Origin of the sequence: Micromonospora sp. NBC_00389 (genome assembly GCF_036059255.1) — a bacterium.
In the GTDB taxonomy this organism is placed as follows: domain Bacteria; phylum Actinomycetota; class Actinomycetes; order Mycobacteriales; family Micromonosporaceae; genus Micromonospora.
This window is the reverse complement of sequence record NZ_CP107947.1, coordinates 6,386,593-6,407,742: the sequence shown is the minus strand read 5'-3', so window position 1 is coordinate 6,407,742 and position 21,150 is coordinate 6,386,593. Positions and strand designations below refer to the sequence as shown.

At 68.4% G+C, this 21,150-nt stretch carries 18 protein-coding genes and 1 pseudogene; 8 read left to right on the top strand and 11 right to left on the bottom strand.

Annotation, left to right across the window (positions count from 1 at the left end):
* Positions 1-39: 39 nt before the first annotated feature.
* The gene (locus tag OG470_RS30305; protein ID WP_328417789.1) at positions 40-1,086 is read right to left on the bottom strand and encodes a LacI family DNA-binding transcriptional regulator; all 1,047 of its coding nucleotides are present in this window, start codon (positions 1,084-1,086) and stop codon (positions 40-42) included.
* 364 nt (positions 1,087-1,450) lie between these two features.
* On the opposite strand from OG470_RS30305, the gene OG470_RS30300 reads away from it, so the two are divergent.
* Positions 1,451-2,809: a hypothetical protein gene (locus OG470_RS30300; RefSeq protein WP_328417787.1), complete on the top strand. Its 1,359-nt coding sequence runs from the start codon at positions 1,451-1,453 to the stop codon at positions 2,807-2,809.
* 60 nt (positions 2,810-2,869) lie between these two features.
* On the opposite strand, the gene OG470_RS30295 is transcribed toward OG470_RS30300, so the two are convergent.
* Positions 2,870-4,129, bottom strand: coding sequence for an NAD(P)/FAD-dependent oxidoreductase (locus OG470_RS30295; RefSeq protein ID WP_328417786.1), 1,260 nt, complete (start codon positions 4,127-4,129; stop codon positions 2,870-2,872).
* 28 nt (positions 4,130-4,157) lie between these two features.
* Positions 4,158-4,754: a GTP cyclohydrolase I FolE gene (folE, locus tag OG470_RS30290; protein WP_328417785.1), complete on the bottom strand. Its 597-nt coding sequence runs from the start codon at positions 4,752-4,754 to the stop codon at positions 4,158-4,160.
* A 266-nt stretch (positions 4,755-5,020) separates the two neighbouring features.
* Here folE and OG470_RS30285 point away from each other — a divergent pair, with 266 nt between their 5' ends.
* Entirely contained in the window at positions 5,021-5,680 is a 660-nt protein-coding gene (locus OG470_RS30285; protein ID WP_328417783.1) for a helix-turn-helix transcriptional regulator, read from the top strand.
* 280 nt (positions 5,681-5,960) lie between these two features.
* A pseudogene (locus tag OG470_RS30280) lies at positions 5,961-6,578 on the top strand (transposase); the annotation flags it as partial.
* Between the two features lie 1,023 nt (positions 6,579-7,601).
* On the opposite strand, the gene cspE reads toward OG470_RS30280, so the two are convergent.
* The 4 genes from cspE to OG470_RS30260 all read right to left on the bottom strand — a co-directional run bounded on the left by cspE (position 7,602) and on the right by OG470_RS30260 (position 10,787).
* On the bottom strand, positions 7,602-7,805 hold the full coding sequence (cspE, locus tag OG470_RS30275; protein WP_013283833.1) for a transcription antiterminator/RNA stability regulator CspE: 204 nt from the start codon (positions 7,803-7,805) through the stop codon (positions 7,602-7,604).
* 361 nt (positions 7,806-8,166) lie between these two features.
* The gene (locus OG470_RS30270) at positions 8,167-8,628 is read right to left on the bottom strand and encodes a hypothetical protein (RefSeq protein WP_328417782.1); all 462 of its coding nucleotides are present in this window, start codon (positions 8,626-8,628) and stop codon (positions 8,167-8,169) included.
* A gap of 290 nt (positions 8,629-8,918) precedes the next feature.
* Positions 8,919-9,818 carry an AraC family transcriptional regulator gene (locus OG470_RS30265; protein WP_328417780.1) on the bottom strand — a complete coding sequence of 300 codons (900 nt, stop codon included), beginning with the start codon at positions 9,816-9,818 and terminating at the stop codon, positions 8,919-8,921.
* A 210-nt stretch (positions 9,819-10,028) separates the two neighbouring features.
* Entirely contained in the window at positions 10,029-10,787 is a 759-nt protein-coding gene (locus OG470_RS30260) for an SDR family NAD(P)-dependent oxidoreductase (protein ID WP_328417779.1), read from the bottom strand.
* A gap of 318 nt (positions 10,788-11,105) precedes the next feature.
* On the opposite strand from OG470_RS30260, the gene OG470_RS30255 reads away from it, so the two are divergent.
* Both OG470_RS30255 and OG470_RS30250 read left to right on the top strand, forming a co-directional pair.
* Complete coding sequence (locus OG470_RS30255) at positions 11,106-11,567, top strand: nitroreductase/quinone reductase family protein (RefSeq protein WP_328417777.1); 462 nt, start codon at positions 11,106-11,108, stop codon at positions 11,565-11,567.
* A 1,689-nt stretch (positions 11,568-13,256) separates the two neighbouring features.
* Positions 13,257-13,523, top strand: a complete 267-nt coding sequence (locus tag OG470_RS30250; protein WP_328417776.1) for a hypothetical protein — start codon at positions 13,257-13,259, stop codon at positions 13,521-13,523.
* 239 nt (positions 13,524-13,762) lie between these two features.
* Here the strand turns inward: OG470_RS30250 and OG470_RS30245 are convergent, their stop codons facing one another.
* Positions 13,763-15,424 (bottom strand): FAD-binding protein, encoded by a 1,662-nt coding sequence (locus OG470_RS30245; RefSeq protein WP_328417774.1) that lies wholly within the window; start codon positions 15,422-15,424, stop codon positions 13,763-13,765.
* A gap of 62 nt (positions 15,425-15,486) precedes the next feature.
* Here OG470_RS30245 and OG470_RS30240 point away from each other — a divergent pair, with 62 nt between their 5' ends.
* Together OG470_RS30240 and OG470_RS30235 are read left to right on the top strand one after the other, a co-directional pair.
* The gene (locus OG470_RS30240; protein ID WP_328417772.1) at positions 15,487-16,047 is read left to right on the top strand and encodes a TetR/AcrR family transcriptional regulator; all 561 of its coding nucleotides are present in this window, start codon (positions 15,487-15,489) and stop codon (positions 16,045-16,047) included.
* A 98-nt stretch (positions 16,048-16,145) separates the two neighbouring features.
* Positions 16,146-17,180, top strand: a complete 1,035-nt coding sequence (locus tag OG470_RS30235) for an IS110 family transposase (protein ID WP_328417771.1) — start codon at positions 16,146-16,148, stop codon at positions 17,178-17,180.
* 459 nt (positions 17,181-17,639) lie between these two features.
* Here OG470_RS30235 and OG470_RS30230 read toward each other — a convergent pair whose 3' ends face one another.
* Positions 17,640-18,053, bottom strand: a complete 414-nt coding sequence (locus tag OG470_RS30230; protein ID WP_328417769.1) for an SgcJ/EcaC family oxidoreductase — start codon at positions 18,051-18,053, stop codon at positions 17,640-17,642.
* Positions 18,054-18,491: 438 nt separating this feature from the next.
* On the opposite strand from OG470_RS30230, the gene OG470_RS30225 reads away from it, so the two are divergent.
* A complete protein-coding gene (locus tag OG470_RS30225) occupies positions 18,492-18,884 on the top strand; it encodes a hypothetical protein (protein WP_328417767.1) in 393 nt (130 codons plus the stop codon).
* Here OG470_RS30225 and OG470_RS30220 read toward each other — a convergent pair.
* Together OG470_RS30220 and OG470_RS30215 are read right to left on the bottom strand one after the other, a co-directional pair.
* On the bottom strand, positions 18,844-19,641 hold the full coding sequence (locus OG470_RS30220) for a formylglycine-generating enzyme family protein (RefSeq protein WP_328417765.1): 798 nt from the start codon (positions 19,639-19,641) through the stop codon (positions 18,844-18,846). The two genes, OG470_RS30225 and OG470_RS30220, sit on opposite strands and share 41 nt — an antisense overlap.
* A 109-nt stretch (positions 19,642-19,750) precedes the next feature.
* Entirely contained in the window at positions 19,751-20,953 is a 1,203-nt protein-coding gene (locus OG470_RS30215; RefSeq protein ID WP_328417763.1) for an erythromycin esterase family protein, read from the bottom strand.
* Positions 20,954-21,150: the final 197 nt, after the last annotated feature.

Sequence of the window (21,150 nt, the reverse complement as noted above, 5' to 3'; positions counted from 1 at the left end):
GGTTACCACTTGCTTCCTTCCAGTTGCGCGGCTGACCGCTCAGCGTCGGTCGACCGCCCGATCAGGGGTGCCGAGGGTGATGCCCTCGACGAGTTCGCAGGCGAGAAGTCGTTGCTGGAGGCCGGCTGCGCTGCCATCGATGACGCCGGTCAACACCTCGACCGACTGTCGGCCCATCTCCTCGCGGGGGATGCGGAACCCGGTGAACGCGATGTCGGTGGGGACCGGGGACGTCGGGTCGCCGAGGGTCACGATCGACAGGTCGCCGGGCACGGTCAGGCCGCGCCGACGGGCGGCCGACTCCAGCGCGACCGCCGTGGCGAAGTCCTCCACGAAGACGGCGGTGGTTCCGTCGGCCAGCAGGGTGTCGACGGTCGTGTCGGCCTCCCCGGCCTGCGCTGACATCTGCCCGGCACTCTCCGCAGTCGTCGCGGTGGCGCGGAAGCCACGGAGCCGGTCTTCGGAGGATTCCGCGGTGGTGCCCATGCTCACGTACGTCAGGCGGCGGTGACCGCGCCGCAGCGCCCCCTCGACGAGCTGGGCCACCGCCGAGGCGTAGTCGGCGCCGACGTAGGGGACCGGCCCGCCGGCGTCGTCGCGGCGCCCGACGGCGACGTACGGATATCCGTCACGGTTGAGCCGGTGCAGCTCCGCGCCGTCGATCTCGCGCCCGAGCAGGAGGCACCCGTCGGCCAGACGCAGCCGGTTGTCCTGGTGGAAGATGCGTCGCCGGCCGTCCACCACCGGTGCGCTGGTGAGCAGCAGCAGGTCGCAGCCGACCCGCTCGGCGTACTCCTCGATACCCAGCAGGAACGGGTGGAAGAAGTCCCGACTGCCGCTGGGGAAGGCGGGCTCGTACGTGAAGACGCCGATGATCCGGTTGAACCGCGAGGCGAGGCGGCGGGCCACGGGGTCGGCGGCGTACCCGGTCTCGGCGATGACCCGCAACACCCGGTCCCGGGTCTCCGCGGCGATGCGGACCTCGGCGTCGGTCCGATTGTTGAGCACCAGCGACACCGTCGCCTGACTGACACCGGCCATCCGCGCGATGTCACGCTGGGTGACGCGTCGGGGGGGAGCGGTCACGTCGGGTCCTTCCGGTGCGGCTAATGCGTATTAGCGCTCGGTGTTGGGGAGGAGCCTGGCGGGTGGACCGGCGTGTGTCAAGAGGTGGCCGCAAGATTTCGGCGCGGTAAATCCGCTGGAGTAATGCGCATTAGCGGTCGGGCCCCCGGCGGGTTGGCGTGTGGCCCGGGTGGATCGGCGGGGTGCCGAACCGCCTCTTGACAGAAACGCCGCCGAGCGCGCAACATTCGAGGAACATAGATGCTAATACGTATTAGCTCGGCGGTGCCAGGGGGCACCCGCCGATCGATGTCCCCTGTGTACTAACTGAGCGTCACCCTGCGCCGCTTGCGCCGCCGATCCGACCGACCGAAGAGGAAGCCGCATGACGAGACCATCCGCCCCGTCGTCCCGACGCGCTGTCCTGGCGGCCGCCAGTGCCGGCCTGCTCGTCGCCGCCGTGGCCGGCGCCCAGCCAGCAGCCGCCGAACCCCAGCTCGACTTCCCCCAGTTCACCTACCAGGGCACCGCGTTCGACAAGGGCACCCTCGCCTACAACCCGACGAACGAGTTCATCTTCCCGAGCGTCATCCGGGCCGCCGACTACTTCCCCAACCCGCTCGGCACCTACTACCTGTACTACGCGCCGCACGAGCGTCCCGGCGGGATCGCCCTCGCGTACTCCGACTCGATCAACGGTCCGTGGACCGAGTACGTCGCCAACCCCCTGATCAGCAACACCTGGCTGCCGTACTACGCGACGGTCAGCCACATCTCCTCGCCGCACGCGGTGTGGATCGAGGGCGAGGGCAAGCTCTTCCTCTACTTCCACGGCGAGAACTCCATCACCCGGTACGCGACCTCCGACGACGGCATCCACTTCAGCTACGGCGGGACGGCGATCAGCCGGAACGACACGACCGGTGGCGAGACCTCTTACGCCCGAGTGTTCGAGCAGTCCGTGCCCCGCCTGGGCACCCGGTACCTGATGGTCTTCATGGACAACCCGACCGCGGCACTGCCCGGACCGACCGGGCCCGTGTCGCGGCGGATCCGCTGGGCGGTCTCCAACGACGCGCGGACCTGGGCCATGCAGCCCGACCCGATCGTGACCCCGCAGGGCATCGAAGGCCCGAACGCCTCGGGACCGTTCTTCCTGCGCTGGAACGACCGCAACCTGGTGATCTACCACGCCGCCGACGGCAACATGCACGCGGTGGACGTCGGGCAGGACTTCGACCAGGAGATCCACCTCGGCATCGTGCACGACTCGATGTCCGCCGCGCCCGACCTCGGCCGCTCGGCCGCGCCGACGTTCTACTTCGATGGGCGTACCGCGCACATGTACTACGAAGCCGGCGGCCGGCTCACCGCGACCATCGGACACGCCACCGCCACCCTGGCAAACCCGTTGCCGGTACGGCAGCTCGATTGTGCGGCGGATCGACCGGTCCTGTGGCCGCCGAACCACAAGCTGGTCGACGTCAACGTCACCGTGGACCTGCACGACGGCGTGCTCGGGCCGAACGCGTTCACCCTGACCGGGGTGACCGGGGGTGACGTCGCGGACGTCAGTGGCTTCGCCATCGGCACGCCGGACACGAGTGGCAAGCTGCGGGCCGAACGAGCCGGGAATGGTGGGGACCGGGTGTACCACCTCACGTATGCCGGCCACGACGAGATCGGACGGCCGCTTGGCTGCACCGTCACCGTCACCGTTCCACACGACCAAGGCAGCAACTAGTAACGTCGGAACCGGCCGGCACCGGTGGGTGTCGGCCGGTTCCGCAAGGCGGGACGTCGGCTACCCGATCTGAGTCCCGGGTGCCGACACCGGCGGCTGCAGCTCGTCGAGCGGCACGGCGGGGTCGGCCAGTCGGTCGAGGTCGACCGGCTGGGCTGCCGCGACGAGCCGCCGAATCGACGGGACGACGTCCCACACGTTGACGTTCATGCCGGCGAGCACCCGCCCGCCAGCGGTCCAAAAGGCGATGAACTCGCGCTTGGCGACGTCGCCCCGGACGACGACCCGGTCGAACGCCTCGGGCGGGGCGTGTCCGACGTACTCCATTCCCAGGTCGTACTGGTCGGTGTAGAAGTAGGGCAGGTCGTCGTAGCTGACGGGCTGTCCCAGCATGGCGCGGGCCGCCGCGGCACCGCCGTGGAGTGCGTTGGCCCAGTGCTCGACGCGCAGGCGCCGGCGCAGCACGGGATGGTAGGCGTTGGCGACGTCACCGGCGGCGTAGATCTCCGGGTCGGCGGTGCGCAGGGACGCGTCGACGACGATTCCGTTCTCGACGGTGAGGCCCGCCGTTGTCGCCAGGTCAGTGTTCGGCCGTACGCCCACGGCGACCACCACGGCGTCGGCGGGCACCTCGGTTCCGTCGGCCAGCAGGACCGAGGAGACTCGACCGGTGCCGCGGATCTCGCGGACCTCGGCGTCGAAGTGGAAGGTGACGCCGTGGTCCCGGTGCAGGTTGGCGAACACCCGGGCGATCTCGTCGCCGAGCACTCGGCGCAACGGCAGCGCGGCCGTTTCGACGATGTCGACGGTGGCGCCACGCTGCCGGGCGGCGGCGGCGACCTCCAGGCCGATCCACCCCGCTCCGACGATCACGATGTGCGCGCCGTCGACCAGCGCCGCGGCGATTCGACGGCTGTCGGCGAGGGTGCGCAGCCGCAGCACCCCGTCCAGGTGGACGCCGGGTGCCGCGAGGTCGCGGGGTCTGGCGCCGGTGGCCAGCAGCAGCTTGTCGTAGCGGATCTGCTGGCCGTCGGCGAACTGGACCATTCCGTCGGAGCGGTCGACGGCGACGGCGCGGGCGGCGGTGCGCAGGTCGACGTCGTGCTCTGCGTACCACCCGGCGTCGTGCACGTACACGCTGTCGGCTTCGGCGCCGCCGGTCAGCAGACCCTTGGACAGTGGGGGCCGCTCGTACGGTCGCTCTGGCTCGTCGCCGATGACGACGATCCCGCCGTCGAAGCCCTCCTCCCGCAGCGTCTGCGCGGCTCGCGCGCCGGCGAGCCCGGCTCCCACGATCACGAACGTGCCGGTATTCGACATCGGTCCAGCTCCTTTCGAGGTGCGTCGATCAGCGGGCGCCGACCCCGGTCAGGGTGAAGAACTCGGCGCGCGAGCGGTGGTCGTCGCGCAGGGTGCCGAGCAGGGTGGAGGTGATGGTGCTGCTGCCCACGGCCCGGACGCCGCGCAGCGTCATGCACAGGTGTTCGGCTTCGATGACCACGCCGACCCCGCGCGGGCGCAGTTGGCTGGTCAGCCAGTCGGCGATCTGTTTGGTCAAGCGTTCCTGGAGCTGCGGGCCGTGGGCGAACAGTTCGACCACCCGGGCCAGTTTGGACAGTCCCAGGATGCGTTCGCCGGGCAGGTAGCCGACGTGCGCGACGCCGACGAACGGCAGCAGGTGATGTTCGCAGACCGACCGGATCGGGATGGCCCGGGCCAGCACCAGTTCGTCGTAGCCTTCGTCGTTGTCGAAGGTGGTCAGCTGGAACTCGCGTGGGGTGAGCAGCTCGGCGTAGGCGCGGGCCATCCGGCCCGGAGTGTCGGCGAGCCCGTCGGCGGCGAGGTCGACGCCGAGCGCGGCCAGGAACTCCGCCGCCGCCCGTTCGGCGGCGGCCGGGTCGCGGCGGGGACGCTGGTGCTGCACCCGGAGGGCGGTGGCACTCACCTCAGCGACCTCCCGCGCCGACGGTCGCGAGCCAGGTGACGAGTGCGGCGATATCCATCAGGAGTTCTCCCTGTCTGTGCTGTTGTAGCCCTGCGCCTGGTTGGTCTCGTCGGCGACGCGCACGCCGTACCGGTAGGCCAGTTCGCCGCCGATGAGCCGCACGGGAACCACCAGAGGGTTTTCACCAACGCCCATTGGTGTTATCGATCATGCTGCCCCAGCACGGCAGGAATTTCAATAGCCTTCGCTGGTGATAATCTCGGGCTGTGAGCACGGGGGAGCGCTGGAGCGCGATGGCCGCGCTCGTCGACCGGTCCCGACGGGCGCTGTACGACTACGTGTGCCGGGCCGATCACCCCGTCACCCGAGAGGAGGCAGCCGAGGCGCACGGCATGTCCCGCAACCTCGCCGCGTTCCACCTCGACAAGCTCGTCGAGTCCGGCCTGCTGCGGGCCCACTACCAGACGCCGGCCGACCAGCCCCGGGGCCGCGGCCGGACGCCGAAGGTCTACGAGGCCGCTGGCGACGGCGTGGCGATCACCGTTCCCGAGCGACGCTACGAGCTCATCGCCGAGATCCTCGCCGACGCGGTCGCCGACGACCCGCACGACGCCCCCGAGGCGGCGCGGCGGCATGCCCGGCAACGCGGCCGGGACATCGGCGCACGGGTACGCGACGCCGGCGAGGACCTCATCCCCGTGCTCGCCGGACTCGGCTTCGAACCCGAGACGCTCAGCGACCATGTGCTGCTGCGCAACTGCCCGTTCCACGCCCTCGCCACCCGGCAGACCGCCCTGGTGTGCGGGCTCAACCACGCGTTCCTCGCCGGCATGATCGACGGTGCGGGACGTACCGACCTGCTGCCCCGGCTCGCGCCGCGCCCCGGGGCCTGCTGCGTCCGGCTGGACGGCCTACCGGAGCACTAGCTGGCCCTCGGAGAGGCACCGGTCACGGTGAGATGCGAACCTCGACCGACCGGCAGTCGGAGCTGCTGTCGATGGGCACGTCGTTGGTGCCGCTCTAGAAAAAAGCGCGTGCCGGCGCAGACGACCGCCCGGCGGGTTCCGGGTCTGGCACGGATTGCCCCACCTAACTTGATCTTTAACCCTCGAGGGTCCTGTGGGGACCCTGACCGATCGCGGAAACAGCCCTTGGTCGATGATCTTCTTGTCTAGGGAAGAACATCAATAACCAAGGGCTGTTCTGATGACCAGTGTGCCTGACCGTGGTCCGGTTGATGCCGTCGGGGAGCTGACGGGGTTCCGGCGAGAGTTCTACGACTGCATGACCGCTCGGGCTGACGCGTTGTTCGACCTGACGGACGCGGTGTTGTGCGCCGACGGGCCGGTCCGGTCGCTGGTGGAGTTGTCGCTGGTGGGTGAGCACCGCCGCGGTCACGGGGCGTTGTATGACGCCCTCACCTGCGGGCGACTGGACATCGATCGGCTGCGCATCGCCCTCGCGACGGTGCCGCTGCCGCGGGCAGCTAACGGTCGTCTCGTCCTAGCGGTCGACATCACCTGCTGGCTGCGGCCGGACGCTAACACCTCACCGCAGCGAATCCTGTGTCACACCTACGGACGCGGCAAGGATCAGACCATCATGATCCCGGGCTGGCCGTATTCGATGGTCGTGGCCCTGGAATCGGGCCGCAGTTCGTGGACCGCGCCGCTGGACGCGGTGCGGCTGGCACCTGGTGATGACGCGGCCACGGTCACCGCTGGGCAGCTGCGAGACATCGTGGGGCGGCTGATCGCGGCCGGGCAGTGGCGGCCCGGGGACCTGGAGATCCTGGTCGTGGCCGACGCCGGCGGATCCGAACCCGGCGAAACTTCGCGGTCGTCACCCTGTGCACCACCCGAGCGGCCCTGCCGCAGCTCTACGGCCGCAGCGGCAGGTGGGGATCCGACGATCGTCAGCCCCCACCTTCATCGCCGCATTCGGACAATTGAGCGATGCTGCCGGCGTCAGCGCCCGGTGGACACGATGTTTGAGGAATGCCCGTTCTGCTCGTCGCGCTTCAGGCGCTTCGCAGTCTGCTTCTCCTTGATCGTCTTACCCTTCTTCTTGACGTTCGCCTTGGTCGTCGAGTCCTTGGACATGATCGAACCTCCTGGAGCAGGTCGGTGAACGTGCAGCGTGGTACTCGCCTGATCGCGGCGTGCAGGTGACGGAAGGCCCGCGCGGCGGGCGCGAAGTCCTTCACTGCACGCCGACCCTACGCTGTTCCAGCTCTTGCCGACGTTGGGAAGTGCATCGCCGGTGGTGGGGCAATAGATCGTGTCGCCCCACCGACACGAACCCCCATCCCTACGGTAGGCGGGTCGCGATGGGTCGTTTTCTCGGTGACCTTAGGTCCCATGGTGGGGGAGTGGGGTGCGGCGGGGTCCTGGCGACGGCCTGTCGGCCTGCCCCCGTTTACCCCCCGAAAACCCCGCCTGCGGATGACAACCAGTGACAAGATGCGATCATTGCTGGATCGTGTCTGTGCAGCTCAGCGCCCATTTCTGACAGTCAATGACAAGGTCGGGGCGGCTACGGTTGGTAACAAGGGGTTTTGACAACCAATGACAAGCCTTGAAGGAGGAGGCTTGACATGAGGTTCTCGTGGGTTCAAATCGCCTCGGTCCGCTGAGCTGTCTGGTTAGACAGCTGCGAGGGTGAGTAGCCGATCCATTTCGGCCACAGGCAGCGTCGGTGCTGCGGCGCTCGTTTGCGCCACCCACTCGATACACCGAGATGGCCGGACTTCTGCCGATCAGCCGATTTTGAGATGCCGTGGTGAGCGCATGAAACGCCGAACGGCGGCCCGCTGAATCAGTCGGGCCGCCGTTCGCAGAGTGTGGATCAAAGCGGGCGGATGTTCTCCGCCTGAGGGCCCTTCTGGCCTTGGGTGATGTCGAACTCCACCTTCTGATTCTCGTCGAGGCTGCGGAAGCCGCTCGCCGAGATCGCGGAGAAGTGGGCGAAGACGTCGGCGCCGCCGTCGTCCGGGCTGATGAAGCCGAAGCCCTTGTCGGCGTTGAACCACTTCACGGTACCTGTAGTCATGTCTGCTCCTCGCAGGCTGTTAGAGACCGCACTGTGCGGACCCTTACGCCGCCGCGTTGATCACCCGCGTCGAAACGACACGAAAAACGAAAAGCGCCTGGATGGGTTTCAGATGCCCCATCAGGCGCTGGAAAACGTCTACGGAAATCAAAACTGCAACTCGGCTACCGTAGCACATGATCCGTCGTCGATCCCATGGAGGTGAGTGGACCTGGTCACTTGTCTGCTTCATCGATGCCGCCCTGGCCGCAACCGTGAAGCGAACGTCGACTCGCTCTGATGGAACGCCCATGATGCCTATGTGAGCGTGCGTCGGACGACTGGCGTTGACCTGCGACGCGCTGATGGCGGTGATCGGTGATCAGGTGCTGTAGAGCCCGTCCCACGGTTCGGTGAACCCGAGGCGGTCTGGGTACAACTCGACCCAGTCGCCTCGCTGAGCGTCAGACTCGTCAATCAAGCCGAACGTGACACCGTCATGGACCACGCGAAACAGCTGGATGGCGATGTCGCCGTACTGCCGTTCAGGTAGCTGATCGAGCAGGCTAGCCAAGCGGGCCTCGGCCTGGTCACCAAGCTCACCTCGTAGATACGGAACGGTGGCCACGAGCGCGATGTCAGACTGGCGATGGCGGCCGTCGGCGTCGAACAGGTGCAGGTAGGCGTACCAGCGGATCCGTTCCCGGTCCGGATCCGGCTCCGGGTCGTTGTCGCGATGCGCGCCGTGTATCCCCGCGTAGAACTGGCCTTCGGCGTATCGCCCTACCATGTCGGTGTGGTACCCCGGTTCGCGCGCTATCGGCACCAGATCAGGTAGCGACATGCCGGCGACGCTACCCTCCGACAATTGCCCTCGTCTGGCTCCGCCGGCCACGCGCGGTCGACGCCGCCCTCGTCAGCCGGGGCCGGGTGGAGGACGGACCGCTGGACCGCGTTCCGCTCGCACTGGGGAATCGAGCCGTTCTCCTACCGTCCCGGCAGCGGGGGCGCCCACGAGAAGGGTGACGTCGAGGGCGAGACCGGCTACTTCCGTCCCAACGAAACAGCCCCGAGCATGTCCGCTGATCATGCGGCCCGCACCGGGAGACACCAAGATCCCCGACAGGGTCAAGCTCAGGGCAGCGCAGTGACGAGTTCTGCTGGCGGAGTGCGGAGTTGGGTGTCCTTGCTGGGCGGTGCGCCGAACATGCGGCGGTATTCACGGCTGAACTGGGAGGGGCTGTCGTAGCCGACGCTGAGGCCCACGCCGGTGATGTCTGAGGGGCGGCTGGCGAGCAGGAGCCGTGCTTCTTGCAGGCGGATGCGTTTTTGGAACTGGATGGGGCTCATCCCTGTGACGGTCTGAAAGTTGCGGTGGAACGCGGAAACGCTCATGCCGGCGATTTCCGCCAGGTCCTCCACGCGGAAGGCGGTGGCGTAGTTCTCCCGGATCTGACGCACGGCGCGGTTGATGTGGGCCAGTCCGCTGTCGGCGAGACCGAGTTGGCGGATGGTGACTCCCTGCTCGCCGCGCAGGAGATGCCAGAGGATTTCCCGCTTAACCATGGGAGCGAGGATCTTGCGGTCTGCAGGCTGCTCCAGCAGCCGCAGCAGGCGCACGATGGCGTCCAGCAGTGAAGGCGAGGCCGTGGAGACGGCAATGCCGGGTGATGCGGTGCGTGGGGTGGCCGGCAGGTCTCGGGGGTCGGCTTCCAGGAGGAGTTCAGCAAGGGCTGAGGGAGCGAGAGTCATGCCGAAGCCGAGGGTGGGCTGCCCGGTGTCCAGGACATGGCCGGTGACGGGGAGGTCGGCGGAGGCGATCAGGTACTCGCCGGGCCCATACTCGTAGAGGCGCTCGCCCAGGGCGAGGCGTTTGCCGCCCTGGGCGATGACTGCGAGCACGGTCCCGGACATCCCGGCCGCCGAGGCATTGGGATGGGTGAATTTGCATACCTGGATTCCGTCGATCGCCGTGCTCATGTCGGGCCGCGCATGCCGGTTAAGAAGCTCACGCATTTCGTCCAGGGCAGACATGAATCCATTTTTGCACGAACCTCCACACGGGGTCGCTGGCCGGGCAGGATTGGGCACACATTCATGATCCCGCAGGTGTCCTCATCAGGCAGGGCGGCCTGTGGGCGGCTGTCTTGGCCCGTCGCGGAGTGAGCCGTGGGCGGCGTGTGTGGACGGGAAGGGCTTGGCGTGGTTCACAGCTCACAGCTCACAGCTCACAGCAGGAGTGGTTCAGAGGTTCTGGCCTCCGGATACTTCGATGTCCTGGGCGGTGATCCACCGGCCTTCCTCGGAGACCAACATGGCGATGACCATGCCGATGTCGTCGGGCTCGCCGACGCGGCCGAGAGTGAAGGTCTTCGCCAGTTCCGGGATGATCTGCGGGTTCTTGCTGAACGCGTCGTCGGCGAAGCGGGTGACGGTGGCTCCCGGTGCGACCGAGTTCACGCGGATGCCGCGGGGACCGAACTCCTTGGCCATGTAGCGGGTGAGCACCGCCACGGCGCCCTTGAGGGCCGCGTAGACGGAGTATCCCGGCGCGGTCACCTGGGGCAGCGTGGAGTTGCTGGTCAGGTTGACGATGGCGCCGCCGTCGGCGAGGAGCGGCAGCAGGGCCTGGGTGAGGAAGAAGGGCCCCTTGAACAGGCCGTCCGTGAGCCGGTCGAATTCCTCCTCGCGGGTGTCCTCGATCATCGCCATGCCGGCGAATCCGGCGTTGTTGACCAGGTGGTCGAAGGAGTGCCGCTGGAAGGTCTCGCGCAGCACCTCGGCGACGGTCTCCCGGAAGATGGTGAATCCCGCCGTATCGCCGAGATCCAGGTGCAGCGCCACGGCAGTGCCGCCCCGCTGCTCGATCCGCGCGACGGTGTCCTTGGCGCCCTGTTCGTTGGAGCTGTAGGTCAGGATGACGCCGGTACCGCGCCGGGCGATCTGCAGGGCGGCGCTCTGGCCGATGCCGGAGCTTGCACCGGTGACGACGGCTACCTTCATGGTGTGCCTCCTGGGGCGTGAGGATTCGTCGGAATCCGTGGGGAGTGTGTCCCTTCCAGGAGACCGCTGCGCCGGGCCCGCGAAAAGAATGATCCTCTTCGCCTCTTGCCCAATCCTCTTGGATGGACGGGGCAGGGCCATGTCAGCCGCGCAGGGGTGCGTTGGCCTTGCGTGACTGCCCGGCTCGTCGCCGTGCTGTGCCTGCGCGTTGGCAGGATCGTGCAAGGATCCGCCAGGATGTCCCTAGCAGCCCTCCCGGCGTGACGGTTGACTTGCCCCAAAAGCCATTTCCGTCAGGCACGAGTGAGGCAGCCGACCATGACCGACACCGCGGACAGAAGCTACGACGTGGGCGCGGTCAGGCGCGCTCTGGCCATCGGTCCGGGCTCGCCGCGCGAGGCACGCACCATCGACATCACCACCTTGGGCCGGCGCACCGGTCGCCCGAGGCGCATCGAGATCTGGTTCCACCATGTCGACGGCCGCTGGTACCTCAGCGGGATGCCGGTGCCCCGAAGCTGGCACGCCAACCTGTCGGCGCACCCGCACTTCACCTTCCACCTCAAGAACGGCGTCCGGGCGGACCTGCCGGCCACGGCAGTGCCGGTCAAGGATCCCGCGGTGCGCCATCGCGTACTGTCTGCGGTAGTCGCCCTGCAGGACGAGCCCGGTTTGCGCATGCGCGTCACCCAGCGCCAGCGCCTGGAGGACTGGCTCAAGCACAGCCCGCTGATCGAGATCGTTTTCGACGACGAACGGCTGCGCCCGCCGCTGAGCTGACCGCCCCGGGCGACATGGAGCGGCAGTCTGCACGAGCATGGCCACGGCCCCGGCCGCCTCGTCCGATGTCCGCTCCCGCGGCTGGACCGGCACGCACCAGAGATGGGTGAAGTCTCTGCGCGGCCTGGGTCTCGGCGCGATCCCGCGCGGGGGAACCTCACGTTAGCTTGCTTCCACGGCCTGGAGGTGACCACAGCCCGGTGTGCGGCGTCGACCGGTGACGTCGGCGACCTCGGGCGGCTCGGCCCGTCGCGATTAGTGGACGGGTGACGTCCGCTCATGGCACCCCTCTGTGTCAAGAGACGGCGAGGAGCGGTGTTCTAGGCTGGGAGTCGGCGGGTCCGGGAAGTGACTGTTCCGAAGTGTTGACCATAGGGATCGGGTCAGCCGCGCTAGATTGCAGAGTCGCCCCCGCATGTCCTCCCGGGCCCGTCCTCGCCGATGCGGCATCTTTGATCATCTGCTTGTAGACGACGTCGGACAGGCGTCGTTTCAGGCAGCGCATGGCTTCCACGCGCCAGGCGCCTCGCCTGGGTGAGCGCGCTTCATCGGCATCTCGGTGGCCACCCTCTGCTGGCACCGGTGTCTGGTGGGTGGTCGAGCCGGCGTCCTGCCTCCTTCTCGACCGGTTGACGGCTTGACCCGTGGCGGCGGGGACCGTAGCGGCGACAACGAGGCATGCCTGCATGGGCGCCAGCCGGGTGGCCATGCGCTGGTCTCCGTCCATGACTCGCTCCGCGCCGCTGAGCCGACGGCATCCACGATTGCTGTCGATCTCTACAGTGTGGTTGCGGCCAGACAGCAGAGGAGGGCAGCCATGGGCATGTGCGTCGTCTGCCGAGCGGGCCAGCTCACCGTTGTTCGTATCGGCAGCTGGGGCGGGCCGCACGGTACCGCCGGGCACCATGTCAATTACCGCTGGACCAGCCTGTTCGTCTGCCCTGAGTGTGGAGCCGGCCTTCTCGTGCGCTTCGATCATGACTGCTTCCACCAGCCCTCGGAGGAGCCGTGGGACATGGACTTGTCGTGGCCGGTTGCCGTTGACGGCGTTCAACGGTTGAAGGCAGCTCTTGTCCGGTGTCCGGAACCGCAGCAGCCGTCGTGCGAGTGCCTCGTGCACCGATCGTTGCGGGACAGCATCGAGAGGTCACCGTCGCATGGGGTTTCGGTGACGGTCGAACTGACGGGAGGATGGGCTGCCGCAGGTTCGGTCAGTACGCCCACTGTGAGGCGTGCAGGGCTCCGGCGGCAGAGGAAGCGGGTGCGGTCAGACCTGACCGCGTTCTGGGGGGGACCCCCCGTATACCCCCCGAAAACCCACGGCTGAGGTTGACAACCAGTGACAAGAAGCAACCACTGCTTGATCGTGTCTGTGCAGCTCAGCGCCTATTTCTGACAATCAATGACAAGGTCCGGATGGCTACGGAAGGTAACAAGGGGTCGTCGGTTCGAATTCGGCGTCCCGACAGTCAGCTGCGCCGGCTGCGCATTGGGGCTCAAAGCTGGGAGTCGACTAGCTTCTGGGCCGTGACGACCCTCGGTTGGCTTCGCGCCGTGCTCGATAGGCCTTTCAAAGGACGGCCCAGGGAGACCGCTGCCGCCCCGCCCGCTGCGCCGGAGTGCATGCCGCTGCTTGAGTAGGCCCGGTTGGTCGCTGGGCGGCACCACGACAGGGTCGCTAGTGCATACGTGGAGGTCATTAGCTTCGCATCAGCCGCCGACGAGATCGTGGCGATGCTGAAGGTAATGCTCGAAGAGGTCTGGATGGGTCTCCCGGTCTGGGCGCGGAACCTTGCGTTCCGGCTGGCGTGCCTTCAACGGCCGGAGGATGTTGAGCTGTTGCGTGTGGCGGCCAGTGACCTCCGGGCCTTTGGCCCGGACTGGGACACCATCGCCGAGGAGCTCTACCACCGGGCAGACAGCCTGGTCGCCGGGCAGGATCTGACCTGCCCCTGACTCCTTGCGCGGGATCGTGGAGCATTCGGGACGCAGCGCAACGGTTGTCGTGAGGAGAGCGTTGAGGGATCGCCGGCGGAGTGCCGCGGCACGAGGACCAGGCGGTGGACCAGCCCCGGGCCCCAGCCGAGCGCGTGGTGATGTGCCGCAGGCGGGTGGGCGTCGCGCGGTCGTCCGGTTGCTCGGCGACCACGCAACGGCTACGTCTGGATCAGCGCCCACCTGTCTGCGGCGGTCCTTTATGCGTCGGAGCGAGCCATGTGCCGGGCGGCGCGCATCCCGAACACCACGGCGGGCCCGATCGTGGATCCCGGGCCGGGATAGGTGTTGCCCATCACCGAGGCGGAGTTGTTGCCCGCCGAGTACAGGCCGTCGATCACCGTGCCGTCCTCGCGCAGCGCACGGCCGTCGGGGTCGGTGAGCACTCCGCCCTTGGTGCCGAGGTCACCGATGACGACCTTGAAGGCGGTGAACGGACCCTTCTCGAGCGGGCCGAGGCAGGCGTTGGGGTGCACGGTCGGGTCGCCGTAGTAGCGGTCGTACGCCGAGTTTCCACGACCGAAGTCCCCGTCGACGCCCGAGCGGGCGAAGCCGTTGAACCGATCGACGGTGGCTTGCAGCCGCGTCGGGTCGATGCCGATCCGGCCCGCCAGTTCGGCGAGGGTGCTGCCCTTGGCCATGATCCCGGCCTCGCGCATCGCCTTGTTGTTCTTCGGGTCCAGCGCGAAGGTGCGCAGGTAGCGGCGCGCGTGGCGGACGTCGGCGATCATCCAGTACGCGCCGTCCTTGTCGTGTTCGAGCATGTGGTGGCCCAGGTCGACGTAGGACTCCGACTCGTTGGCGAATCGGTCGCCCCGGGCGTCCACGATGATCGAGTACGGCAGCGAGCGCTCGCCGACGATGAAGGACGGGTCGTGGCCGGGGGTGGCGGCGACGGAGGCACCCCACCAGGCGTCGTCCATCAGCTCGACCGCGGCGCCGGCCTGCTGCGCCAGCTCGGTGGGGTGGCCCAGGTTGGCCGGGTTGCCGGACGGGGAGCCGTCGATGCCGTGGTACTTGCGCCGCCACTCGGTGTTGTGGTCGAACCCGCCGCCGGCCAGCATGACGCCCCGCGTGGCGCGCACCGTCACCGGCTGTCCATCGCGGGTGGTGCGCACGCCGGTGACCCGGCCGTCGCTGATCAGCAGTTCCTCCAGCGGGGCGTTGAGCCACAGCTGCACCTGGTGCTTGAGCACCACCGCGTGCAGGAACGCGCTGGACAGCCCGGCGCCAATGCCGACCAGCCGCTGGCCGCGGGCGACGCCGCCGAGCGCACGGAACACGAACTGGGCGCCGCGGATGAACCCGGCGGGAGTGGACCAGGCGCGGCCGAGCAGCCACACGTCGTCGGTCTTGATCGGCATCCCGGCGGGCGCGCTGATGGTCTTCCACCATGCGCCGATGACCTTCGAGTTGAGCGGCTTCACCTCGATCGCCCGGCCGATCTTCCCGCCGGGCAGCTCCGGGTAGTAGTCGGGGTAGTCGGTGGAGCGGGCGAAAGTCATGCCGTACTTTTCCGCGGTGAGGACGAAGTCCTCGATGCCGTCGACGAAGGCTTCCTTGCGCTCGCGGGAGGTGGAGCGCCCGGTGTCACCGACCGTGGCCTCGAGGTAGGTGAGCGCCTCCTCGCGAGAGTCGCCGATGCCGGCGCGCCGCATCAGGGGGTTGTTCGGCAACCACATCCCGCCGCCGGACATCGCTGTGCTTCCGCCCCACTTGTCGCTTGACTCGATCATCAGGACGCTCAGCCCTGCGTCGATCGCGCCCAGCGCGGTGGCGAATCCGGCCCCGCCGCTGCCGACCACGACGACGTCGTAGGAGTGGTCGAACGTGCCGGCGGACTGCGCGGTGGTGTCGGTCATGGCTGGTCCTTCCCGAGTCATGCAACCAACCGGACAATCCTGTCCGGTTGTTATAGTGCAGCATGCCCTCCACCAGCGGTCGCGTCAATCGTGGTCCGGCTGCGGCCTCGCAAAATCGGCTGGCCATCCTCCGATCGGCGCGCCGGTTGTTCACCGCGCGCGGCTATCACGTGCCGCTCAGCGCGATCGCCAAGGACGCCGAGGTCGGGCAGGGTGTGCTGTACCGGCACTTCCCGACCCGGCTCGATCTGGCGTTCGCGGTGTTCGAGGAGAACTTCGCGCAGCTAGAGGCGATCGCCGCCGAGCCGGGCGCGGGCGCGTTCGGCCGGCTCTGGGACCGCTTGATCCAAATGACCGTGGAGTCCGCCGCGTTCGTGGAGATGGCGGTGGACGCCCGGCGCAACGTGCCGGAGTACACCGGCGGCACACGTCTGCAGTCCCTGATTCAAGACACCCTCCCGCGCGCGCAGGCGGCCGGGCTGGTCGACCACCGCGCCACCGTGGACGACATACTGCTCGCACATCGGATGATCTACGGCGTCATCGTCACCGCGGTGGATCCGGCCGAAGTCGGGCAGGCCGTGGACCGGGCTTCGTATCTGCTCCGTCGACAGAGCACGTGAAGGTCTGCTTGATGGCATGAAGGAGCGGGGCCTCGCTCCTCGTGGGTCCCGGGCGGGATGCTCGGGGTGCTCACGTCTCACGACGAAGGATGCCCCTCATGCAGGCAGAGTACGACGGCCGGCAGATCGTGGGTATCGATCTGCATCGCCGTCGGTCGGTGATCGTGCGGATGACGGAGGCGGGCGAGAAGCTCGCGACGGTGCGGATTGACAATGACCCGGTGGCGTTGGGGTTGGAGATCGCGAAGGCTGGTCCGGACCCGGAGGTGGTGCTGGAGGCCACGTATGGCTGGTACTGGGCGGCGGATGTGCTGGCCGCGGGCGCGCGGGTGCATTTGGCGCATCCGTTGGGGGTGAAGGGGTTCGCCTACCGGCGGGTGAAGAACGACGCCCGTGACGCCGCCGACCTCGCGGATCTGCTGCGCGTGGGCAGGCTTCCGGAGGCATACGTGGCCCCGCCGGCGGTGCGCGAGTTGCGGGAGCTGGTGCGGTATCGAGCCAAGCTGGTCGCGTGGCGCAGCGGGTTGAAGGCGTCGGTGCACGCGGTGTTGGCCAAGCAGGGCGTGCACATTGCTGTCTCGGATCTGTTCGGCGTTGGTGGGCGGGAGTTGCTGTCTCGGGCGCCGCTGGACGGGGCGTATCGGGGTCGGGTGAGCTCGCTGTCCCGGCTGATCGACGCGGTCGATTTCGAGATCGCCGCGGTCGCCGGGCCGATCCGGGCCAGACTCTCCGGGCACGCCGGTTACACCGCGATCCAGGCCATCCCCGGGGTCGGCCCGGTCCTGGCGGCGGTGTTCGTCGCTGAGGTCGGCGAGGTCGACCGGTTCGGCGGCCCGGCGCAGCTGACCTCGTGGGCCGGGCTGACCCCGCGGCACCGGGAGTCTGACCTTGTCGTGCACCGGGGACGGATCACCAAGCAGGGCTCCACCCTGGTGCGGTGGGCCGCGGTCGAGGCCGCCCACGGTGTCCCGCCCACGGCCGGCTGGTTGACCTGCACCCGCGCCCGCGTCGCCGAGCGACGCGGACGCAATATCGCCACCGTCGCGGTGGCCCGCAAGCTGCTCACCCTCGTCTACTACGGCCTGCGCGACGGGCACATCCGTGCCCTGCGTCCGGCCCAGACGGCGGTGTGAACAGGTTCGGACGTGACCGGACGCGTGGTCGTGCCACGTCTGGCCCCCGTCGGCCGACGGCGAGGCCGCCCGCTTGATTGACCCCGTCCGGTCACGGTCGCACACCACCATGCCCCCGAACCCTCGCGGGGCGAATGGATGACCGGCAGGCGAACCTCGGCCTGCCCTTCCGGCATCGCTCGGAACCTGGCGACGCGACCACACCCACAACACCGACTTCCGGCATCACCAGCATGGCGTCCACGGCGCCGGCATCAAGGCCAAGCCCCTGCCGGGGTGGGCCTACGGCCCAGCCTTGACCCCGACGCCGCACACACGCCTGCCCGAAAACCATGCCGGAAGACGGGCAAAACAACGTCAGCAAGTCAAAACCCCAGCCTTGACCGGCCCCGCTCCTTCATGGATGACGTGGCGGGCCGGGCGCCGGCCCGCTCCGCCGGGGGCCTGGCTGGTCTGGGGTTACTCGTCGTTGAGCACGCTGGTGTTCTGGCATGCGGTGAGACGCCATTGCCCCTCTTCTTTCGCCATGACGAACATCGGAGTGCCGACCTCCTGACCGTCGGGCGTCTGATACACCTGCCGGACCTTGACGGCCACGACGTCGGGGCGAATGAACAGCACGTGTTCGATGTCGAACGTCACGCTGGTGTCTCGCATCGCGCCGGGCAGCACCTGACGGGTGAATACGGAGATCGCTTCGCGGCCGAACAGCCGCCTGCCGTGGCCCGTTGTCCAGATCGCGTCGGCCCGGAACAGGTCGACGAACTCATCAGGGAGCTCGTTGTTCTGGGAGTGTTCGACAGCAGCTACCACCTGCTTGATCGCTTCAATGTCGGCTTCGCGTGTCGGTTCGTTGATCTGTGCTGCGGTCATGTCCGCACGCTAAGACATCAAGCTGGGTCGAGGTCTACGGCTTCAGCGTGTGAGCAGGTCCACTGTGGCGCGGTTGCATGAGCCGCTGCCGGTGATGGCGGTGACCCCGCTTTCGTTATCGCCGGTCTCGCAGGGTGTTGGCTGCGGCGAGGGTCACCGCGAGGCGGCGGGTGACGAACCTGCCGGCGATGGCGAGTGCCTGGTTGCCGCGGCCGGAGATCGCGCTCGGCCAGGGTCCCTGTTGATGCAGAAAAACCGAGCGTGCACTTCTGCCGCCGGCAAAGCGTGCGGGCCGCCGCGCGGGGTCAAGCAACCGCCCCGGCCACTCGGCGGTGGATCGCATGAGCCTGGACCCCACCGGCGCGCTGACGCAGCCGACTAGGACCTCGATGCCGAATTGATCTCTGGCAAGTGGTCGGTACGTGGAACACTGACCCGATGTCATCGAGCGTTCCGCGCACCGTCAAGGCGATCGACACGGCTGAACTGATGCGCTTGGACGACGAGGCGCGCGATCACGGATTCAACCGCCACCACGGAGCCGGATGGCTTGCCGCGAACGCGGATCTGTCCACCGTTCACTACCTACGGCCGGCGATGGTGCACGCCGCCGGTCGGCGGCCAGAGTTCTCACCCCACTGGCGCTGCATGCTGCTCCTGCGGGTCCGCGACGGTCAGGAGGTCTTTTCGCTGTTGGATATCTGGCCCGCGTCGTTCGATCAGCTGCCAGAGTCCCTGGACGCGGCGACCAAGTCAGCTATCTCCTACCGGTTGCAGTTTGGAGGTCTGCTCACACAGGCGCAGTGGATCGGCTCGGGCACCCCTGCGTGACCTGGCGGGGTGGCAGTGGCGCGACCGGGCGAACTGCCGTGAACTGGGCGTGCTCGTACCGGGTGGCGGAGAGCAGCAGCAGCCACTCGTCGCAGCCCTGCCACGGGTATAGGTCGGCGGCTCCACCGCGTACGGTCCGGGGCCCGTCTCCGGTCCGTGCACGCGCGTCTGCCGGCGCGCCCGCGAACCCGGGGATCCACACATCGGCGCAGAGCTCGTTCGCCGACCCCATCGCCGCCAGCCCGAACGCGTTCTCGCCGGCAGCGGTCCGCGTCTCGTCGCCGAAGTCGTCGAGCAGCTGGTCCTCGCCGGGTTTCCCGTCACCGCGGAAGGTCAGCGTGGTGGTGCCGGCCCGGGCCGCGTATTCCCACTGCGCCTCGCTGGGCACCTGGAACGGCAACAGCTTGAGCAGGTCCTCCAGGTCGTCTTCGAGCCGGGCCGTGCCGGTGTCCGTCTCGGCGTAGTCGTCCTCGTACTCGGGCAGCCAGTGCCGGACCTGCGCCACCGTCAGCGGATGCCGGGCGATCAGGAACGGCTCGACCCGCACCTCGCGTACCGGCTGTGCGTCCTCGGCGCCGGCGAGGAACGGCTCGACGGTGTCCTCGACACCGCCGCTGCGCTCGATGGCGCGTACCGCGTCCAACTCCTCGTCGGACAAGCCCATCCGGAACGGGCCGCCCGGAACCTTTCGGAACACCACGCCCGACGGGGTGTGCCGCCATGCCGGGCGCCCGGCCACGATCTCCTCGGTCCACATCGCGCCGAACGCTAGCAGCCCGCTCGCCGGTCGCCCTTTCCTGACGGCCCCGCAGCTTGCGAACGGGCCCGTCGGCCGACCTCTCAGTTGTTGCTGAACGCCTGGGGGCCTAGGTCCGCCGGGTGTCCTTGACGAACACGATCCCGTCAGTGTTGGCCAGGTGGGCCGGGTCCAGCGGGGAGTAGCCGTACCAGGGCGACACGCGGGGGGCGGGCGTGGCGTCGGGGAGGGCGGCGGCCAGCCGGCGGGTGTCGACCAGGCAACGCTGCTGCGGGAGCGCGTACAGCAGTCCTTCGACGGTGTCCGGGGGTGGGACGTCCACCCCCTGGTGGCGGATCGTGCCGAGGGCCGTGGCCAGAAAGGCGTACCCCTCGCCCTGGTAGGCGCTGACGATCGCGCCGGCGCTCCACCACTCCAGCGGCAGGTTGCCCATCCGCATCGTGCTCTTGTCCCGCTGAAGGTGGCCGTTGTGGGCGTACACCAGCGTCGGGTGCCGTTCGGCGAGGACGAGCAGGTTGGCGGCCATCATCGAAGCCCGCGAGCCCAGCAGCCTCGCCATCCGGCCCGGTGACGTGTCGGCCATCCAGAAGTGGTAGCGCAGCAGTCCGGTGGCAGTACGCCCGTACAGGCGTGCCCGGTCCCAGTCGTCCCAAGTGGACGCCGCGATCAGGTGCGGCGTCTGCGCGTCGAGCAGGGCCACCAGGTCATCGGCGAGCAGACGCAGCTCATTGGCCTCGGGCGTCTGCCCCACGGACTGGGACGGGTCCATCATCGCGGCGGGATTGGTCCACCGGTCGTCGGCGCCGAGCAGGCGGTCGAGCGTTTCCGCGGTGCGGGGAAGCAGGTCGGCGTCGACCCAGGCGGTGAGGTAGGCGTGGAGTGCGGTGAGTGCCTGCCGAGGGCTCGCCGCGCCGGTGATCTCCAGCGGGCCGTCGAAACCGGCGAAGCGGAGCTGCTGTGACGCGGGCCGGCCGTCGTTGTACGCGCGCATCCAACGCACCAGCTCGCGGTTGGCCGCGGACGCGCCGAACCCGTGGCTGAAGCCGTGCTCCATGACCTCGTCGAGGATGCCGGTGCCCGAGGTGACGTAGTCGTCTACGACCAGGCCCATCAGGCAGTCGCTCTCGATCGCGATCGTCCGGTAGCCCTCCTGCTCGACGAGTTGCCGGAAGAGATCGTTTCGCACGTCGAGCAGAGCGTCCTCGCCATGGGTGGGCTCGCCCAGGGCGAGCAGCCGCGGCCTGGCCGGGAGCAACCCCATGACGGTCACAGCGTCGACGGCGTGGGCGGCGTCGGTGATACCAGCAGTCATACCCCTGAACGGTATCGTTGAACCGACGGTGCAAACTTTTCGTCGATTTCAGCAGGAGGGCTCGGCGAAACCTTCAAAGCGAAGGCCAGACGCTCTGCGTGTCCGCAGCGCGGGCTTACTGACGCGACCGTCTCGCCTTCGGCACGGACGGCGGCGCATGGCCGGCGGCGGCCGGTGGCGTCGAGGACGCAGTCGAC

What these genes read in the sequence shown, in the direction of transcription:
- OG470_RS30215 (WP_328417763.1), bottom strand. Translation starts at nt 20,953, where the DNA reads ATGACTGCTGGTATCACCGACGCCGCCCACGCCGTCGACGCTGTGACC.
- OG470_RS30265 (WP_328417780.1), bottom strand. Translation starts at nt 9,818, where the DNA reads ATGTCTGCCCTGGACGAAATGCGTGAGCTTCTTAACCGGCATGCGCGG.
- OG470_RS30260 (WP_328417779.1), bottom strand. Translation starts at nt 10,787, where the DNA reads ATGAAGGTAGCCGTCGTCACCGGTGCAAGCTCCGGCATCGGCCAGAGC.
- OG470_RS30270 (WP_328417782.1), bottom strand. Translation starts at nt 8,628, where the DNA reads ATGTCGCTACCTGATCTGGTGCCGATAGCGCGCGAACCGGGGTACCAC.
- OG470_RS30245 (WP_328417774.1), bottom strand. Translation starts at nt 15,424, where the DNA reads ATGACCGACACCACCGCGCAGTCCGCCGGCACGTTCGACCACTCCTAC.
- OG470_RS30240 (WP_328417772.1), top strand. Translation starts at nt 15,487, where the DNA reads ATGCCCTCCACCAGCGGTCGCGTCAATCGTGGTCCGGCTGCGGCCTCG.
- OG470_RS30230 (WP_328417769.1), bottom strand. Translation starts at nt 18,053, where the DNA reads ATGACCGCAGCACAGATCAACGAACCGACACGCGAAGCCGACATTGAA.
- OG470_RS30300 (WP_328417787.1), top strand. Translation starts at nt 1,451, where the DNA reads ATGACGAGACCATCCGCCCCGTCGTCCCGACGCGCTGTCCTGGCGGCC.
- OG470_RS30220 (WP_328417765.1), bottom strand. Translation starts at nt 19,641, where the DNA reads ATGTGGACCGAGGAGATCGTGGCCGGGCGCCCGGCATGGCGGCACACC.
- cspE (WP_013283833.1), bottom strand. Translation starts at nt 7,805, where the DNA reads ATGACTACAGGTACCGTGAAGTGGTTCAACGCCGACAAGGGCTTCGGC.
- OG470_RS30235 (WP_328417771.1), top strand. Translation starts at nt 16,146, where the DNA reads ATGCAGGCAGAGTACGACGGCCGGCAGATCGTGGGTATCGATCTGCAT.
- OG470_RS30225 (WP_328417767.1), top strand. Translation starts at nt 18,492, where the DNA reads ATGTCATCGAGCGTTCCGCGCACCGTCAAGGCGATCGACACGGCTGAA.
- OG470_RS30255 (WP_328417777.1), top strand. Translation starts at nt 11,106, where the DNA reads ATGACCGACACCGCGGACAGAAGCTACGACGTGGGCGCGGTCAGGCGC.
- OG470_RS30295 (WP_328417786.1), bottom strand. Translation starts at nt 4,129, where the DNA reads ATGTCGAATACCGGCACGTTCGTGATCGTGGGAGCCGGGCTCGCCGGC.